Source organism: Nocardiopsis sp. NRRL B-16309, assembly GCF_001279585.1.
GTDB lineage: Bacteria > Actinomycetota > Actinomycetes > Streptosporangiales > Streptosporangiaceae > Nocardiopsis.
This window is the reverse complement of the sequence record NZ_LGEC01000080.1, coordinates 109,374-124,151: the sequence shown is the minus strand read 5'-3', so window position 1 is coordinate 124,151 and position 14,778 is coordinate 109,374. Positions and strand designations below refer to the sequence as shown.

Sequence of the window (14,778 nt, the reverse complement as noted above, 5' to 3'; positions counted from 1 at the left end):
GGCCGGGACCGCTGACCCGCCGAGCGCCCCGGTCCTGCGGGCTCTCCGGGTTCACGGGGCTCAAGGGGCCGCAGAAGCGTACCGGGCTCTCCTTGGACCGCCGGGGCCGGGGCGTCAGGGCTCACCGGGGCGGGGACTCCCCTCGTCCTAGGTGCGGACCAGGACGAGCACGCCGCAGGACCAGCCGAGCAGCGGCAGGACTGCCCAGCCCGTCCGGGACTCCAGGTCCGCGACGAGCGCGTCGACGGCCGACCGGTGGTCGTCGGGTACCGCTCCCTCGGGTTGGCGATCGAGGTCGTCGACCACGTAGAAGCCGCCCCGGCGCACCAGGGAGAGCGCCTCGTCCCGGTGGGTGTACTTGCCGGGCCAGGTGTCGGCGAACACCAGGTCGTAGCCGGGTGCCCCCACCCGGTCGGCCAGCCACGAACCGCCGTCGGCCTCGTGGATCGTCACGCGCGGGTCGCCCCCGTGGTGGCGGCGTGCCACCGCCAGGGCCTCGGGGTCGTGGTCGAGGGTGTCGAGCGTGGTCTGCCCGTCCATGCCCGCGAGCAGCCACGCGGTGCCCGCGCCGGTCCCCGTGCCCAGTTCGAGGAGGCGTCCGCCGGGCTTGGCGGCGGCGAGGGCGCGGAGCAGGCGCCCGACGGGCTCCTCGCACGCCATGGTGAAGCCGATGGCCTCGGTGTCGGCCTCGATCGCCGCCAGGGCGGCCGGTCGGTCGAACGCGTCCGTCTCCGGGGGCGCGGTGCGCCTCGTCCGGTCGAGGACGGGCAGGTCCGCTCCGTGGACCGTGTCCCCGATGTCGTCCAGGAGGTCGCCGCCCTCCGGGTCCCTGGTGCTCCGCTGCTCCGGCTCGTGGAAGCCGAAGTAGGCGCTCACAGCCCTGCGGGCGTCGCCCAGCCCGTCCGCGAATCCCGTCACACCGCTCACCCCGTTCACGCCGACACCAACGACGGCCCGCGCGTGGTGGCCGGGCCGTCCAGCCCATCATCCACTGGCGGACGGCCCGGCCGGTCACGCTGTCCGGAATCGGACATTAGGCGGTCAGCCCACGCGGGCCCCCTCGGTGGTGCTCCTGCGGCGCAGGACGCACACCCCGGCCACGACGACGGCGGTCAGCCCGCCGAGCGAGACGGCCACGGTGTGGAACGCGTCGGTGAATGCCATGCCCTCCAGTCGGCCGCCCGTCAGAACCGCCAGCAGGGCGCCGACCACGGCGATGGCGACCGTCTCCAGGGTGAGCCGGACCGCGTTGAACACCCCCGCCGCCGTTCCGGCACGTTCGGCTGGGACCGTGCCCACCGCGAGGCCGTCGATGAGCCCGTTGGTCAGCCCGACGCCCGCACCGATCAGGACGAACGGGACCGCGAGGGAGAGCGGAGTGACGTCCGGTCCCAGCACCAGGAGCCCCAGGGCTCCCGCACCGCACAGGACCAGGGCCCCGACCACGACAGCGGTGTGCGGCAGCCGTGCGGCCAGTTCGGCGCCCACTGTGGGCAGGAGCAGCGTCGGCACGGTCAACATCAGCAGCCACAGGCCCGTCTGACCCGCGGACAGCCCGACCACCCCGATCAAGTACGAGGGCAGGTACACGAGCAGCGGGACGAGCACCGCCATGAACGTGGCCGCCGCGAGCGCGTACGCCACGAAGCCGCGGTCGGTCAGCAGCGCGAGGTCCACCAGGGGCTCCCGACGACCACGCTCGACCAGGACGAACCCGCCGAGCAGCAGCGCCGAGACGACGAGGGCCCCGACCGCCGCGGGCAGTCCCCGCTCCGGACCCTCGACCAGCGCGGCCAGGAGAACCAGCAGGCCCAGGGTGAACAGCGCCGCGCCCAGCACGTCGACCCGGCGGCCCGTGCCGCGCGACGACGGCAGCAGCGGCACGAACAGCAGGACGGCACCGGCGACCAGGGCGGGCGCGACGAAGGCGGACCGCCAGCCCATGGACTCCACCAGCAGGCCGGAGACGGCCGGGCCGAACGCGGTCCCCGCGCCGAGCACGGTACCGAGCAGGCCGAAGGCGCGCGCCCGCGACGGGCCCTCGAACGCGGCCGCGAGCAGCGAGGTTCCGCCCGCGACCGCGGCGGCGGCCCCGGCTCCGCCCAGGGCGCGCAGGAGGACGAGTCCGGCGATGTCCTGGACGAAGGGGACGAGCACGCCGCTCAGCAGGAACAGGCCGACGCCCACGGCGTAGACCTTGCGCCGTCCGACCGCGTCGGCCACCGAACCGGCGACCACGAGGAAGGCGGCGAAACAGGCGTTGTAGGCGTTGATGACCCACTGCGCGGCGGTCAGTCCGCCCCCGAGCCGCGCCTGCATGTCGGGAAGGGCGGTGGAGGCGCCGGTGATGGACAGCGGGAAGACGAGTGTGGACAGCAGAACGGCGGCGAGGACGACCCCGCCGCGGTGGCGTTCGTGCACGAAGAGCTCCGAGCCTCAGACGTGAAGCCGGGCAGCACCGAAGGCCGCACCGGCGATGGACGCTGATGCGGCGGACCTGCTGTGGGGCGGGCCGCCGCTAGGCGGCCACGTCTTTCGACTCGGGCACGAGCGGAAGGCTAGCCGGATGCCCGGCCCCCCGCCACCGGTTTTCCCGTGGACCGCCACGGGAGCGCCTTGTTCGCCCGCGTTCCGGTTCCAGGGCCGAACGCCGTGCGACGGAAGGGGTGCGTACAGTGGCGATGCGTACGGCCTTGGTACGGCAGCCACCAAGGACTCTTGCGCGGACATCTACAACCGGCTGCGTGCCGCGGCCCTGGACGACGGAACCCCCACGCTGGCGCTGCTCGAACGTATTGCCCGCGAGCACAGTCAAGACAAGGAATGACGTCATGAACGCACCGACCCCCTCCCCTGGCGCTCGTGCCTTCCGCACGTCCAGCTACTCGCAGAGTGAGGCCGCCTGTGTGGAGGTGGCGGACTGGGCGACGGGGGCGGCTGTGCGCGACACCCGGCACCGGGACCTCGGCAGCCTCGCCTTCGGCCCCGGCGAGTGGCAGGCCTTCCTCGACACCGCCAAGACCGACCTCTGACCGGCTTCCGCCCCGGGCGGAGATCGCGGGGCCGGGGACGCGCCATCGGCGCGTCCTCGGCCGGACAGGTGTCAACGGTGAGCCGCCTCAGCGACGGCGAAGCCGCGTCCTCAGGTCCTCCGCGAACACGGGAACCCCCGCCTTGGACAGCGCGTCCGCGAGGTCCTCCGGTGTTCTGGGCGGTCGGCGCTTCTCGTCGGCCAGGCGTATGAGGGTGGCGGCCACCTCATCCGGTAGCTCCGCGAGCAACTCCTGGAGATAGGTGTCCGGGTCGATGACCCGCAGACCGAGATCCGCCAGGGGACCGGCCGGAAAGTCCCCCCGATCCCATGTGAGGATCTCGCGAGCCCCACCCGCCAAGGCGGCGGCCATGTGGTGGCGGTCATCGGGGTCGTCGCCGGGCATGTCCTTCACCAGGTGGATGTAGGCGGCCTCCGCCACACGGCTCTCGGCGAAGTACTCCCGGACGGCCGCCGTGATCGCGGAAGCGGACACCGCCGACCGGTGCTGTTCGCGCACGATCACCCGCTCCCATTCACGGAGCAGTCTCTCGGTCCAGATCACCTCGTGGAGCATGTCCTCGGTCAGGGTCGGCAACAGATCCATGATCGAGAAGGGGAAGAGGACGTTGGTGTCGACGAAGATCCGAGCCATGTGCGACCTGACACTCAGTAGGGGAGTTCGGCGGAGTCCACTTCTTCAGCGATCCGCCGTCTTCCCGTGCGCCGCTTCTCCCTCGCCGCCCTGAACTCCAGGACGTCGACCAGCCGTACGACCCGGTGCCGACTGTCGGGAAGGCGTTCGCTGGGGATGCGCCCCTCGTCGAGCAGGCGCACCACGAACGGCCGTGACACACCCAGCAGTTCGGCGACCTCAGCGGGGGTCAGGACGGTGTCGAGGGACAGCACTGTGACGCCGTGCCCCTCGGAGAGCTCACCGGCCGACGCCAGGAGGACCCTCAGCAAGGAGTCCGGAAGCCGGACCTCGGTGTCGTCGGACAGCCGTAGGACCAGGTGCGGGCTGCCTCCGGCCGCGGAGCTGACGACCTTCGCCGCAGCGCTGCGGTCCTCGTCGTTGGGCTCGATCCGCAGGGCACTGCCAAGAACACTCGATCGCGCCATCTCGACCCCTCCGGCCACCGACTCGCCATATCTGTCATAAGTGCAACTCGAATGCCACTCCGGCGCGCGCCAAGGCCGGGAGCACGGGCCCGGGGCCGCGCGGTGCGGCGCGGCCCCGGGCGGTCAGGTGTCCTGGTGCTGGTCGACCCAGGCGGTCAGGGGCTGTCCCTGGATCGCGGCGGCCATGAGTTCCGGGAAGGCGTCCGGAGTACAGGCGAAGGCCGGGACGTCCATCTCCGCCAGGGCCGCGGCGTTCGTGCGGTCGTAGAACGGCGCGCCCTCGTCGGACAGGGCGAGCAGGACCACCACCTGCACGCCGGCGGACTTCATCGCGGCGACCCGCTTGAGCATCTCCGCGCGGACCCCGCCCTCGTACAGGTCGCTGATCAGCACGAACACCGAGTCGTTGGGCCTGGTGATCAGCCCCTGGCAGTAGGCGATGGCCCGGTTGATGTCCGTGCCGCCGCCGAGCTGGGTCCCGAACAGCACCTCGACGGGGTCGGTCAGCTCCTCGGTCAGGTCGACCACCGCGGTGTCGAACGCCACCAGTGACGTGCGCAGGGCGCTCATCGACGCCAGCACCGCGCCGAACACGCTCGCGTACACCACGGACGACGCCATGGACCCGCTCTGGTCGATCGCCAGCACCACGTCCTTCTGCACCCCGCGGCTGCGCCTCCCGTAGCCCACGAGGGTCTGCGGCACGATCGTGTTGTGCTCGGGCAGGTAGTGCGCCAGGTTGCGGCGGATGGTGGCGTTCCAGTCGATGTCGGCGACCCGCCGCGGCCGGGACGTGCGCGCGGACCGGTCGATGGCGCCGCGCACGACCGAGCGGGTCTTCTGCGCCACCCGGCGTTCGAGGTCGTCGACGACCTTGCGCACCACCGCGCGCGCGGACTCGCGGGCCTCGTCCGGCATCACCCGGTTGAGCGAGAGCAGCGTGCCCACCAGGTGCACGTCGGGCTCGACCGCCTCCATCATCTCCGGCTCCAGCAGGAGCTGGTGCAGGCCGAGCCGCTCCATCGCGTCCTTCTGCATGACCTGCACGACGGAGGTCGGGAAGTACTCCCGGATGTCGCCCAGCCACCGCGACACCCGCGGGGCGGACGCGCCCAGGCCGGCCGAGCGGCGGCCGTCACCGGTGCCGGAGTCGTCGCCCCGGTTGTACAGGGCCTCCAGGGCGGCGTCCATCCCCTGGTCGGCGCTGCTCAATCCGCCTCCGCACCGGGCCTCCCGGCCCAGGACCAGCCGCCAGCGTCGTTCCCGTTCGTCCACGGCGTTCACGTGTGGCTCCTTCCGTTGGTGAGGACGGCCAGCACCGCGGCCACGGCGGGCGCGGCCCGGTCCGCGTCCACGAGGCGGCGCTCGGCGGCGGTGTCGTCGGGCCGCGGCGAGCCGTCGACGCGGGCCGCGGCCTCCCCGATCGCGCGGCGCTCGGGGGCGTCGAAGCCGCCGAACGTGCGCCGCAGCAGGGGCAGCACCGCCGTGAACCGCTCCTCGGGCAGGCTCAGCAGCCAGGTGTCGATGAGCCCGAACAGGTGGTCGTCGTGGACCAGGATGAGCCCGCTGCCCTGGAGGAACCCCTCCAGCCAGGCGGCGGCGTCCGCGGGCTCGGTCCCCGGGGACATCGCCAGGCCCAGCCGGCGGCGCAGTTCGTCGGCCGAGAGCAGTCCGCCGTCCGACAGCATCCGGGTGATCCGGCCGGCGATCCGCCCGGGCAGGGTGTCCCGCCGGGCCAGGGCGACGAGGGCGGCCGTCCACGCGTCGGCCGCGTCCCCGCCGAGCAGGGAGGCCGCGGCGTGCGTGGCGTCGATGCGCCGGACGAACTCGGCCGCCGCGTCGTCGTCCAGCCCGTGCACCGCCGGGGCCAGCCCCACGCACACCCGCCGCAGGATCTGCTCGGCGACCGCGCGCAGGTGGCCGCCGTCGGTGGCGCGCACGTCGCCGTACCGGGCCGAACGCGCCAGCGCCGGAAGCGCCGCCATCAGGTGGGTGACGTCGCTGTCGGTGGCCGCGCGGTCGGTGAGCAGCGCGAGCACGTGCGGCAGCGCGTCACCGAGATCGGCCAGCAGGCACTGCTCGGTGAGGCCGGTGAGCGCGGGCAGGTCGGCGTCCTCGGCGAGGTCGACCGCCCGGGCGGCGGCGGCCGAGGCCACCGTGGTGCCCCACCGGCTCGCCTCGATCAGCGCCACGTCCATGTCCGGTTCCCAGCGCAGCCGCCAGGCCTCCCGGAACGTGCCGCGCTGCCCGCCGCCGGTGTCTCGGGGCACGCCCCACTGCACGCCGAGCACGCGCAGCCGGTGCAGCAGGACACCGCGCTCGCGCTGGCTCTCCTTGCGCAGGTCCAGGTCGAGGTCGCGGTCGAAGGGCTCGGGCTTGAGCCGCATCCGCTTCTGGGCGGCGGCGAGGTCGCGTTGCAACGGCACCATGGGCGTGCTGGGCGGAACGGCGCCCATGCGCTCGCCGATCGCCATCCGGCGGTGGACGAGCGCCGCGCGGGCGGTCTCGCCCTCGCACAGGACGGAGGTGAGCGCCTCGGACACCTCGTCGAGCCCGGCGAGCGGGCGCCCCCGCAGGACGGACAGGGTCTCCGACAGCCGCACCCCCTCGATGACGTGCGACGAGGACACGGCCTGCCCCTCCTCGCGCAGCAGCCGCGCGGCGTCGGTGAGCCAGCGGTGCACCGGCCGGTCCGGCGCGGTGAACAGGTGGTGGTACCAGCCCGGGGAGGACACCCCCGCGCCGTAGCCGCTGTCGGCCGCCAGGCGCCCGTGGGTCCAGGGCACCCAGGTGGCGTTGACCTTGGCCTTGGGCAGTCCGCGCAGGAGGGCGGTGTCGTCCTTGACGGAGTAGTCGGCGACGTCGCGCAGGGCGGGCGCGTGCCAGGCGCCGCAGACCACGGCGACCCGGTCGTGCCCCTCCTTGAGCACCGCGCGCAGGGTCTGGCGCATGTACGCCTCCCGGCGCGCGTCCCGGCCCCGTTCGGGGCCGGTCTCGGCGCGCACGGCCGCCATGGCGTCGGCGATCGCCGGGAACGGCGAGGGCTGGTCGTCGCGCCGCTGCTCGATGACGTCGTCCCACCAGCGCTCGGTGTCGTCGTAGCCCGCGGCCCGGGCGAGCACGCCCAGCGGGTCCACCCGGACACCGTTCTCGTCCTGCCCGGCCTCGGACGGCGCCTCGTCCCGAGCGTCCTCGGACGACACCTCTCCCGGAGCCGGTTCCCCTCCCGCCTTCTCGGACGGTGCCTCCTTCCGGACGGCCTCCGGCCGGGCGTCCTCCCGCGAGCCCCCTCCGGGCACGTCCCCCGCGGCCTCCGGTCCTTCCCCGGGAACCCGTTCGCTCTCGTCCCGTTCCTCCTCGGCCCTCGCCCGCTCCGCCTGGTCCCGCGCCTCGGCACGGGCGACGCGCTCGGCGAGGGTGTGCGCGGCGGGCAGGTCGCAAAAGCGCACGGGGACGTCGTGCTCGACCGCGTAGCGCAGCGCCTGCCACTCCGGGGAGAAGGAGGCGAAGGGCCAGAACGCCCACCCGCCGCCCGCCGCCACCCTCAACGGACGGCCTCCGGCCGCAGCGCCTCCCCCTTCCTCCCGCGCCCGCGGCGCGTCCCCCTTGGGGGTGTCGGCCAGGTAGGCCAGCAGGGCGACCGGCGGCTCCAGCTCGCCCACCAGGGACGTGAGCCCGTCCGCCTCGGGCGGCCCCTCGATCAGCACGGCGTCCGGCTTGATCTCCTCCAGGGCCGCCCGGACCGCCCGGGCCGAACCCGGGCCGTGGTGCCGCACGCCCAGGACGTGCAGCCCACTGGTGTCCAGTCGGCGCATCAGGCGCTCACCTCGCGGCAGGCGCGGTAGAACTCGCTCCAGCCCTCGCGGCCGCGCGCCACGGTCTCCAGGTACTCGCGCCACACCACGCCGTCGGAGACGCGGTCCTGCACGACCGCTCCCTGGATGCCCGCGGCCACGTCGGCCGGGCGCAGCAGCCCGTCGCCGAAGTGGGCGGCCAGCGCGATGCCGTTGGTGATGACGGAGATCGCCTCGGCGGTGCTCAGGGTGCCGCTGGGCGACTTGACCTTGGTGCCGTTGTCCTCGGTCACCCCCGAGCGCAGCTCGCGGAAGACGGTGACCACCCGCTGGATCTCGGTGAGGCTGGTGGGCACCTCGGGCAGCTCCAGCGCCCGGCCGAGCTGCTCCACGCGCTGGGTGACGATGCGGACCTCGTCCTCCGCGCTGTCGGGGACGGGCAGCACCACCGTGTTGAAGCGGCGGCGCAGCGCGCTGGAGAGGTCGTTGACGCCGCGGTCGCGGTCGTTGGCGGTGGCGATGACGTTGAACCCGCGCCGGGCCTGCACCTCCACGCCCAGCTCGGCGACGGGCAGCGCCTTCTCCGACAGGACCGTGATGAGCCCGTCCTGGACGTCGGACGGCATCCGGGTGAGCTCCTCGATGCGGGCGATCGACCCGCGCGCCATCGCGGTCATGACCGGGCTCGGGACCATCGCGGCCTCGGACGGGCCCTCGGCGAGCAGCCGGGCGTAGTTCCAGCCGTACCGGACGGCCTCCTCCGAGGTGCCGGCGGTGCCCTGCACCAGGAGGGTCGAGTCGCCGGCGATGGCCGCGGCCAGGTGCTCCGACAACCAGGTCTTGGCCGTGCCGGGCACGCCGATCAGCAGCAGGGCGCGGTCGGTGGCCAGCGTGGCGACGGCGACCTCCACGACCCGGCGGGAGCCGATGTACTTCGGCGTGATCTCGGTGCCGTCGTCCATCGTGGTGCCCAGCAGGTACTGGGTGACCGCCCACGGGGACAGCTTCCAGCCCGGGGGGCGCTGGCGGTCGTCGGCCCCGGCGAGGGCCGCCAGCTCGGCGGCGTAGGTCTGCTCGGCGTGGGGGCGCAGGGCCGCGCTGGACACGGGGTCTCCGTCGGGGGTGGTGGCGGGCGAGGCGTGGGACTGCTCGTCGGGAGTGCCCGTGGCGGCGTCGGTGGCGGCGTCAGTGGAGGTGGACAACTAGAGCTCCCGGGTCATGTCGTGTCGGAATCGGAGGGTGTCCCGCAACCGGAGGTAGGACTCCTCGGCGGCGGTGTCGCCGCCGCCGGGCGGGTGGTCGGGGAGTGCGGTGTGGACTTCGGGGGGCAGGTGTTCGGCGGCGACCGAGCAGAAGACCCGGAAGCCCGAGAGGTCGCTCCTGCGCTTCAGGGGCCGGAGCAGCCGCCGGACGGCCCAGTCGGACAGTTCCGGCGACCAGGGGCCCGGCACCGTCCGGATCACCGGGTCCAGGGCGAGCAGGGTGGTGTCGTCGTCGACGGCGTCCAGGAGCACGCGGCAGCGCTCGTCCGGGGCGAGCGCGGCGAACAGCCCGGCGAGCTGGAGCGCGCCGCGGTTCCGGTAGTGGTGCGAACGGGGGTCCACGAGTCCGGTGCCGATCGCGCGGAGCAGGGCGCGGGCCCAGGCGGCGTCGCCCTGGAGCCCGGCCGCGCCGGCGAACGTCTCGCGCAGCCGCGTCTCGTCGGAGCGCTCCAGGCGGGCGACGACCTGGTCGGGCGTCGGTCCGAACAGGTCGGTCCACACGTCCAGCGGGGCGTGCGTGACCAGGGTCGACACCCGCTCGGCCCGCGTGGCCGCGGTGTCGGGCTCGCGGCCGGTGACCACGAGGGTGAGGTCGCGCAGGATGTCGTACCGGTCGGGGAGGACCGGGTCCACGGCGACGCCGCCCCGCTCGTCGGTGCGCGCGAGTTCGCGGACGTAGCCGCGCAGGCGGTGGGCGTGCCCGCTGTCGGGCAGCCGGGTGAGCAGGGCGAGCGCCTGCCCGCGCACGGTGGCGCTCCGGTCGTCCAGGGCGAGGTCGAGCAGTGGTTCGTCGTCGGCTCCCAGTCCCGTGGCGAGGGTCTCCAGCAGGTGGCGCCGCTGGTCGGCCTGGCGCAGTCCGGGCCAGGCCTGGGCGAGCAGCGCGCGCGCCGCGGCGGGGTCGGTGGCGCGCAGGGCGGCCAGCGCGTGGCGGCGCTCGGGCGGCGTGCCGTGGGTCCAGTCGCGCTCGCGGTAGCGGTCGCCGGGGAGGAGGACCGCGTGCGCGTAGGACCAGGCGGGCTTGTACCGGGCCAGCCAGCGGGCGCGCGGCCCGATCGCCGCGACGATCGCCGGCCGCAGCCCGCTGTCGCCGACGCCCCGGTCCAGCAGTGCGGGCGCGCTGGCGCGCGCCGGGCTGAGACCGGCCTCCGCGGCCAGGCGCAGCCACTCGGGGAGGAGTTCGGGCCGGGAGGCCAGGACCTCGGACAGGCGCTGGTCGGCGGCGGCGCCGACCTCGGGCCTCTCGGGCTCCGCGTCCGGCTCGACGGGTGTGCGGGTGCACGGCGTGTACCCGGCGTCCCGGCGCACCGCGGCCAGGGCGACGCGGTCCAGCAGCACGCGCGCGGGCACGTCCGCCGGGGTGTCGGGCAGGTCGGGGGTGTCGGGGACCGCCCTGCGGCCGGTGCCGACCAGTGCGGCGGAGACCAGGCGGTCCCAGGTGTCGGGAGGCGGGGTGGTCACAGGGAGACGGCCTTTCCACGTGCGTCCCACACGGTCAGGGGGGTGAGTCCGTCCCGCGGCGACCACTCCCCGGCCACCGTGGCCGGGTGGCCGCCGGTGACGGCGAGGAGGCGCCAGGGCTCGGGATCGGACAGCGGCAGCGCGGCGCCGGAGGGGTCGGTGAGGTACCACCGCCCGTCGAGGGCGGGGGCGGCCCCGCCCAGGACCACCGGCCAGGCGTCGCGCCAGGGGTCCTGGGCGAGGGCGGCGGCGAAGGAGTCGAGCGCGTCGGCGACCGTGCCGGATTCGGGCGGCGGCGCGGGCGCGGCACGGTGGCCGTCGTCGACGGGGGCGGCGCGGTGGCCGTCGGGGTAGAAGGCCAGTTCGGTGTCGGCCTCCGTGCCGTCACGGAAGGGCGAGACGGGCGTCTGGTCGGCCCGCGCGAAGGACAGGGACAGGGCGATCCGCCCGGTGCCGCGACCGCGCAGCCACACGCGGCGGGCGCGCATGCCGGGGTCGGGGGCGGGGACGTCCCGTCGGCCGAGGACCTGCCAGGTGTCGCGGACGCGCTCGCCCTCGGCCAGGACCTCCTCGACACGGGTGGCGATCCCGGCGCGGGTCCGGACCACACCGCGCATCCGCGCGTCCAGGCCCTGTGCCCGCGTCGTGCCGCCGCTCCCCGGCACCCGCGACCCGGCGGACCCGGCGGACCCGTTCGAGTCAGGCGCCCCGCCCGCCGCCACAGGCTCCTCCGCCCCCGCCTCCTCCTGCGCGGTCCCCAGCGCCCGGTAACCGCTGACCAGCAGGTGCAGCCGCCCGAGCCGTTCCAGGACCGCCTCCGGCCAGCCCTGCCCGCGGAGCGCCCCGGGCAGCTCCGACACGAGCGCGGCGGCGCCGCCCGCCTTGGCGTCGACCAGGCGTTTGGCCATACGGTCCCAGTGGTCGTAGCCGTGCTTGGGGGCTTCGGCCAGGCCGGCGTCGAGCTGGTCGTCCAGCCACATCCGGAGTTCGTCCATCCCGGCGGCGACGGCCTCCTCCCGGGCGCGCAGTGTGGCCGCGGCGCGCCCGGGATCGGCGGGCCCCGCCTGGGGCCGCGTCCGGCGCGCGGCGCGCGCCGCCAGCCAGGTCGCGACCCACTCGGGCCGTTCCTCGCTGGTCTCGACCTCCTCCCGCGCCCACAGGGCGAGCAGCCCCAGGACGTGCTTGCAGGGGATCTTGCGACTGGGACAGCTGCACTTGAAGGCCGGTCCGCCGTCCAGGTGGACGGCGGCGAGGTAGGGCTTGGACCCGCTCCCCTTGCACTCGCCCCACACGGCGGCGGTACCGCCGGTGTCCGCGGCGACCGCTCCGCGCCGGGGCCAGGAGCCGGTCCTGCCCACCTTGAGAGCGGCCTTGTGCGATGAGGGGTCCGGGGCCAGGGCCCAGACGTCGTCAGTACTCCATCGATCGCTCACACGGACAACACTAGGGATCGGCGGTGACAGAACAGGGGCTTCCCGACACCTATTTCCCGACGAATCCAGAAGCTTCAGGAACTGTCCGAGTGATGTGGGATGATCCCGCCGCGGGCACCCCCCCGGCCACCGCGCGCGGGTTCCCACCGGGGTTCCCGTGCCCTGGTCGCCGTGCCTCCGGCGTCGGGTCGCCGCGCGTCCGGCGGTCGGTCGGCGACCACCGCACCTGCGCCCCGCGCACAACGCGGCCGCGGTTCGCCCTTTTCCGCCCACAAAGGAAAAGGGCCCGTCCCATTTCCGCGAAACAACGCACGATTCGCCGTTTCCCGCCTACAATTCCCTCACCGGCGCTCCCCGCGCCGTCGGCCCCTCCCACGTGCGCTCACTCCCGGAAGGGAGGGAAGCGGGTCCGGTGCCGCCGGGTCCGCGCCCCCGATGTCCCCCACTCGGCCCGCCCGCCTGTACGCCCCGGTCCCGTCCTCCGGCCGGGCGAGGCTCTGGGAGAGGCTGCGCGAACTCCACGGCGCCGTCGCCCCGGTGGAACTGGATCCGGGCGTGCCCGCCTGGCTCCTGCTCGGCTACCACGAGAACCTCACCGTGCTGCAGAACCCGCACCTGTTCTCCCGGGACACCCGCCACTGGCGCGAGGTCACCGAAGGGCGCGTGGACCTGGCCGCCTCCCGGCCCGCCCTGTCCTGGCGCCCCAACGCCCTGTACGCCGACGGGCCGGAGCACACCCGGCTCCGCGCCCCCGTCGCCGACGCCCTGGCCAGGCTCGACCTGTCGGCCACCGCCCGCACGGCGCGCCGGATCGCCGACGACCTCATCGACGCCTTCGTCACCACCGGCCGCGCCGACCTCATCGGGGACTTCGCCGCGCCCCTGCCGGTCCTGGTGGTCAACCACCTCTACGGGCTGCCCGACTCCTACGGGCACATGCTCGGCGACCTCACCGCCGTGGTGTTCGGGGCCGACGCCCGGCGCGGCGAGGCCGCCGTCGCCCGCGTCCACCAGTACTTCGCGGGACTGGTCTCCCGCAAGCGCGGTCGGCCGGGCGCCGACCTCGTCTCGTGGATGATGGAGCACCCCTCACGGCTCAGCGACCACGAACTCGCCCACGCGGCCGCGCTCATCGACAACGCGAGCCACCAGCCCACCACACACCTCATCGGCAACACGCTGCGAACTCTGCTCACCGACGCCCGGATCCGCACGGCACACGCCGACGCGCGGCTGTCCGTCCAGGACCTGCTCGACCACGTGATGTGGACGGACACGCCCTTCCAGGTCCTGCCCGCCCGCATCGCCCTCCAAGACGTCCGCATCGGCACCTGTGACGTCCGTGCCGGCGACGCCCTCCTCATCGGCTTCGAGGCGGCCCACCTGGACCCGGCCGTCCGGTCGTCGGGCGGCGGCCGCGCCCACCTGATGTTCGGCGCGGGCCCGCACGCCTGTCCGGCGCGCAGCCTGGCCCGGACCATCGCCGCCACCGCGGTCGCGGCCGTCCACGAGCGGCTGGGCGGGCTCCGCCTGGCCGTGGCCCCCAGAGAGCTGCGCCTGACGCCCTCGCCGTTCCTGCGCGGCCTGGCGGAGCTGCCCGTGGCGTTCACCCCGGGCGAGCCGGTCCTGCCCGCGGCCGACCCGCCCGAGCCGAGGGCCGACGAGCACGCCGACCTGTTGTCCCGGCTCCTCAGCTGGTGGCGTCGTGGCGCTTGAGGCCGCGGATCGGCTCGGCCAGCTCCTCCTCGAAGAACCGGAAGAACCCCTCCGGATCGGGTCCGGAGTTGACCAGGCACAGGTGGTCGTACCCGGCCCCGGCGAACTCCCGGACGACCGCCAGGTGGCGGTCGGGGTCCGGGCCGAAGCCGAGTTCGTCGCGCATGTGGTCACGGGTGATCAGCGCCGTGGCCGCCTCGAAGTTGACCGGGTTGGGCAGTTCCGACATGACCTTCCAGCCCGTCAGGCCGAACCGGAAGGTCTCCCGTGCCGAGTCCAGGGCGCTCGCCTCGTCCGGCGCCCACGCCAGGGGCACCTCGCAGTAGAGCGGCCCGTCGCCGCCGTTGTTCTCGTAGGCGCCGGTGAGCACGCGGCTCGGTTCGGTGCCGAACATCCCGTCGCCGAGCTCGGCGGCCATGGTCGCGGACCGCTCGCCGCCCGCCGCCACGACGATGGGCGGCGACTCCTCGGGCAGGTCGAAGACGCGCGCGTCCTCCAGGGTCAGGTGCCGCCCCTGGTAGGAGTGGTAGCCGCCCGACCACAGCAGTCGGATGATCTCGATCGCCTCGCGCAGCATCTCCTGGCGCGTGCTCGCGTTGGGCCATCCCTTGCCGACCACGTGCTCGTTGAGCCGCTCGCCCGAGCCCAGGCCCAGGACGAAGCGCCCCTCCGCCAGCAGTGCCGTGGTGGCGGCCGCCTGCGCCACGATCGCCGGATGGACCCGGATGGTGGGGCAGGTGACGCCCGTGGCCATCTGGATCCGCTCGGTGCGCTCGGCGATGGCGGCCAGCATCGACCACACGAACCCCGAGTGCCCGTGGCTGTGGAGCCACGGATGGAAGTGGTCGCTGACCTCCACGAAGTCGAACCCGGCCTCCTCCGCCCGTACGGCCTGGTCCACGATCTCCCGGGGGCCGAAACCCTCGGCGAACAGCTTGTATCCCACACGCATGGCGCAGCCC

12 protein-coding genes are annotated in these 14,778 nt (G+C 74.5%); 2 read left to right on the top strand and 10 right to left on the bottom strand.

What is annotated here, in order from left to right; translation table 11 throughout:
• Positions 1-147 precede the first annotated feature (147 nt).
• Both ADL05_RS17190 and ADL05_RS17185 read right to left on the bottom strand, forming a co-directional pair.
• Positions 148-918 (bottom strand): O-methyltransferase, encoded by a 771-nt coding sequence (locus tag ADL05_RS17190; RefSeq protein ID WP_231640784.1) that lies wholly within the window; start codon positions 916-918, stop codon positions 148-150.
• Between the two features lie 123 nt (positions 919-1,041).
• Positions 1,042-2,421, bottom strand: coding sequence for an MFS transporter (locus tag ADL05_RS17185; RefSeq protein ID WP_053617984.1), 1,380 nt, complete (start codon positions 2,419-2,421; stop codon positions 1,042-1,044).
• A 410-nt stretch (positions 2,422-2,831) separates the two neighbouring features.
• On the opposite strand from ADL05_RS17185, the gene ADL05_RS17180 reads away from it, so the two are divergent.
• Positions 2,832-3,032: a DUF397 domain-containing protein gene (locus tag ADL05_RS17180; protein ID WP_053617983.1), complete on the top strand. Its 201-nt coding sequence runs from the start codon at positions 2,832-2,834 to the stop codon at positions 3,030-3,032.
• A gap of 87 nt (positions 3,033-3,119) precedes the next feature.
• Here the strand turns inward: ADL05_RS17180 and ADL05_RS17175 are convergent, their stop codons facing one another.
• From ADL05_RS17175 to ADL05_RS17145, 7 genes are all read right to left on the bottom strand, one after another.
• A complete protein-coding gene (locus ADL05_RS17175; protein WP_053617982.1) occupies positions 3,120-3,686 on the bottom strand; it encodes a putative toxin-antitoxin system toxin component, PIN family in 567 nt (188 codons plus the stop codon).
• A 14-nt stretch (positions 3,687-3,700) separates the two neighbouring features.
• Entirely contained in the window at positions 3,701-4,153 is a 453-nt protein-coding gene (locus tag ADL05_RS17170; protein ID WP_053617981.1) for a helix-turn-helix domain-containing protein, read from the bottom strand.
• A gap of 123 nt (positions 4,154-4,276) precedes the next feature.
• Positions 4,277-5,437: a VWA domain-containing protein gene (locus tag ADL05_RS17165; RefSeq protein WP_053617980.1), complete on the bottom strand. Its 1,161-nt coding sequence runs from the start codon at positions 5,435-5,437 to the stop codon at positions 4,277-4,279.
• Positions 5,434-7,968, bottom strand: coding sequence for a DUF5682 family protein (locus ADL05_RS17160; RefSeq protein ID WP_231640783.1), 2,535 nt, complete (start codon positions 7,966-7,968; stop codon positions 5,434-5,436). The genes ADL05_RS17165 and ADL05_RS17160 overlap by 4 nt, the downstream gene beginning before the upstream one ends.
• Positions 7,968-9,053 (bottom strand): AAA family ATPase, encoded by a 1,086-nt coding sequence (locus ADL05_RS17155; protein WP_053618113.1) that lies wholly within the window; start codon positions 9,051-9,053, stop codon positions 7,968-7,970. The genes ADL05_RS17160 and ADL05_RS17155 overlap by 1 nt, the downstream gene beginning before the upstream one ends.
• 96 nt (positions 9,054-9,149) lie before the next feature.
• Complete coding sequence (locus ADL05_RS17150) at positions 9,150-10,667, bottom strand: DUF5691 domain-containing protein (RefSeq protein ID WP_053617979.1); 1,518 nt, start codon at positions 10,665-10,667, stop codon at positions 9,150-9,152.
• Entirely contained in the window at positions 10,664-12,025 is a 1,362-nt protein-coding gene (locus tag ADL05_RS17145; RefSeq protein WP_053617978.1) for an SWIM zinc finger family protein, read from the bottom strand. Before ADL05_RS17145 ends, ADL05_RS17150 begins: the two co-directional genes overlap by 4 nt.
• Positions 12,026-12,535: 510 nt before the next feature.
• On the opposite strand from ADL05_RS17145, the gene ADL05_RS17140 reads away from it, so the two are divergent.
• Positions 12,536-13,816, top strand: a complete 1,281-nt coding sequence (locus ADL05_RS17140) for a cytochrome P450 (protein WP_053617977.1) — start codon at positions 12,536-12,538, stop codon at positions 13,814-13,816.
• On the opposite strand, the gene ADL05_RS17135 is transcribed toward ADL05_RS17140, so the two are convergent.
• Complete coding sequence (locus ADL05_RS17135) at positions 13,791-14,768, bottom strand: TIGR03557 family F420-dependent LLM class oxidoreductase (protein ID WP_053617976.1); 978 nt, start codon at positions 14,766-14,768, stop codon at positions 13,791-13,793. The two genes, ADL05_RS17140 and ADL05_RS17135, sit on opposite strands and share 26 nt — an antisense overlap.
• Positions 14,769-14,778 lie beyond the last annotated feature (10 nt).